Source organism: Microcoleus sp. PH2017_05_CCC_O_A, assembly GCF_020738785.1.
GTDB lineage: Bacteria > Cyanobacteriota > Cyanobacteriia > Cyanobacteriales > Microcoleaceae > Microcoleus.
In genome coordinates, this window is record NZ_JAEQCB010000285.1 from 1 (window position 1) to 2,874 (window position 2,874).

The following is a 2,874-nucleotide window of genomic DNA, read 5'->3' on the forward strand; positions in this document are numbered from 1 at the left end:
CAAGTAATTCCAGCTTTCCCAATCTTTCCAAGAAAAATCAAGTTCCAAACAGTTCTGTTTTGTCATAAATGATAGTGTCTATCAAGGCCTAAAACGTAAGTCTAACCCTAGAAGCCTTGCAATTACTTCCAATGCGATCAGAACAGCTCCGCCTACCCCCGCTGCTACCCATAAAGCACCGTCTCTTACCTGTGCGCCAAGCTCATTTGCCCGTGCCAGTAAGCTACTTCGGTTTCTGATATCTGGCTCTTCAGGAGGTTGTTTTTGACTATACTCCACAGCTTGGTCATAGGCATCCTGCATTTTAGGCCCGCCGTATCCATCCGGATCATCGTCATCACAATTGCCCAGTTTTTTCATATCCTCCAGCAATTTATTCAACTCTTTTTTCACTTTATCGTACTGCACTATATGTCCGTCCCAAGAACCGGGATCGCCAGTTACAGTAGTCCTACGACCCGATAAGGGAGGAATTCGCGGAACGGGAGGAGCGCTGATGCGACGACGCCGATTATAAAGATCCTGATCGTCTAAGCGCAAATCGTCGTAGCGTTTTTTCAACTCTTTACCAAGAGCTAAAATTTCCTTACGGATATTTAACGATCCTAATGTTTAGCAGGTTCACCAATATCAAGGATTCCAACGCAGCCCAATCAGCGCCATACCTGTCGGTCCAGTCGTTGAGATAATCACTGTTCCATCATTACTTTTTGCCGTTACAAAATGAATAGAACGCAGCCATACATAAGGGAATATGTCGTTCCGATAGCGCCTGTCACCTACTTTAAAGCTGTTTTCGATTTGATCGCCCTTGTACCAGACAGCGCGATCAAAACCATAGACAAGTGTTCTTTCACCTTCAACCGCAACTACAGCGAGTCTGAGTGGGATAGGTAAGGATGGGGTATTATATTTTAGAGAAAATCGTCTGCCCATACCTTTACTTAGGCAGACTTCAGTCCTATAATCATCGGTTTGGATAGATACAAAGGCATCACCCGATGGCGTCAGACCCGCATTTTCTATATTGATTTCAGCATTAATACCTCCGGTGCTGTAGTAACCTAAATTACCTCCCGCAATATCGCCAGTTAGGATATGATCGTCAGAAAAAAACAACAGCTTTCCTGCGGGGGTTTGAGATAATGAAAGAGGAACAAAATAATTTTTCCCGTCAGGTTCGAGACATTGTACCCGACGTATTTTGTCTCCTTCTAATTGACAGAGTGCTTGTTTTGACCCTACAGAATGGTTAAACCCTTCCCATGGATATGAACCTCGTACATCACCGTTTGCATTCACAAACCAAGCTTTGTCATTACTCATCACCCAAACGGCATCTCCTTCAACACCTACAATGTCTGTCCCTGGAAGGTTCACTGTATGTTTAACAGCTCCCGTGCGATCGTAGTGGAATAGTAGCCATTGATGGGTACTCATCCACACTCCACCGTCACTTCGAGCAATAAGACTAAGTGGTTTCTCCGATAAGGGTATCACTCTTGTGGTCTCTCCTATCCAAAGGCCAACTGGCATTTTTTCGTCATCACCTTTGTTTACAACGCTAGCTAGTCCTCCTGGACTGGCATATGTTTCTCCTATATAAGGTCTGGCTGGGTAATACTTGGGGCCAGGCATACCTGTAATTTGAGCTACATCAGGAGGCAGTGGTTCTAATTCTACTATTTCTTGCTTGATGAGATTATTCCACTCAAAAAAGGCAATAGTCGAAATTTTAAATTTCTGGCAATTCATAGCTTTCATTGGTTTTTCTGGTTGCCAATATGTCTGCTGTTTGGCTATCAAAATTAAGCACATAAAAAAAGCCATTCCAACAGACAAAATGGAGCGCCAATATCTTGCTATTACTTCCATAGCTCTCCTTTCATTACATCTGTAATCGGTTGACCGACTTGGATGCTACCATCTAATGCTAGAACATCAATGATCTGTATTAGGTTATTCTTATTTGGTTTCTCCCATAAACTAACGGCTTTTCCGCCACCAATCGCAATAGCTACGTGATCTGGTTCTCCTTTATCTGATTTTCTATAAAAGAGAAGCTCTCCTGGTTGTAATGGCTTGATTGTTGCCGGTTGTTTGCTGTTGGGTAAAGTGACATAGAATGGCAGACTTTCCTTATACCCCATCATTGGCATACCTGAAAATGTGAGGTTAAATGGTTGATTATACCTTGATTTTGTCATAAATTTACGGAGCTGATCGGCAGTAATTTGTCCAGATAAAAATCCTGCATAAAGAATCATTTCCCAGCAGTTCATGGTCGCGTTATACGGCAGAGTGTCACTTTTTTCATCGGCTAAAAAGTGCCGAGTAAAATCATTGGCAGGGGGATTAGACCAGGTCTGATTTCCTTTAAGCAAGGCTGCCATTACCACAGTAGCCATCCCTGGCTTGGAAGAGAAACTGTTTACAATCAGCTTCCTCATGGTAACATCACCGACTACCGATTTGAGGTCATTCTGGTCATTACTTTTGATGATTAAAGCGATGAGTCGATCGTAGTTAGCGATCGCCCCTGCTTTCAACAATTTCTCTATTTGTGCCTTGAAACTAGGCGGTTTTTGCGCTACAATCAACCCCAAAGGATTACCACCAGTCGCAAAAATATTAGAAGCAATCTTCGGATTAGCTTTGTCGATCGCTAGCGTTGCCAAGTTCTTACCACCAGGATTTTCAACAGTCTTAATAATTTCCTCCACATCAAAGACGTAAGCACTTCCACCGCCACCCAGAGTAGGATAAGAGCCAATTAGATACTTCCCATCACCAGAAAGAGTCACATTATTAGTTAAAACCCCCGGCACCGGTTCAGTAGCAGCCACTAATTTCGGATTCGGCCCCAACGGATAT

The 2,874-nt window shown here is 43.2% G+C and carries 3 protein-coding genes; all 3 read right to left on the reverse strand.

Annotation, left to right across the window (positions count from 1 at the left end):
• Positions 1–81 precede the first annotated feature (81 nt).
• Complete coding sequence (locus JGK20_RS33860) at positions 82–561, reverse strand: hypothetical protein (RefSeq protein WP_293233771.1); 480 nt, start codon at positions 559–561, stop codon at positions 82–84.
• A 69-nt stretch (positions 562–630) separates the two neighbouring features.
• A complete protein-coding gene (locus tag JGK20_RS33865; protein WP_293233773.1) occupies positions 631–1,875 on the reverse strand; it encodes a hypothetical protein in 1,245 nt (414 codons plus the stop codon).
• A partial coding sequence (locus JGK20_RS33870; protein ID WP_293233775.1) for a hypothetical protein occupies positions 1,866–2,874 on the reverse strand: 1,009 nt, incomplete at its 5' end. The genes JGK20_RS33870 and JGK20_RS33865, both read right to left, overlap by 10 nt.

What these genes read in the sequence shown, in the direction of transcription:
- JGK20_RS33865 (WP_293233773.1), bottom strand. Translation starts at nt 1,875, where the DNA reads ATGGAAGTAATAGCAAGATATTGGCGCTCCATTTTGTCTGTTGGAATG.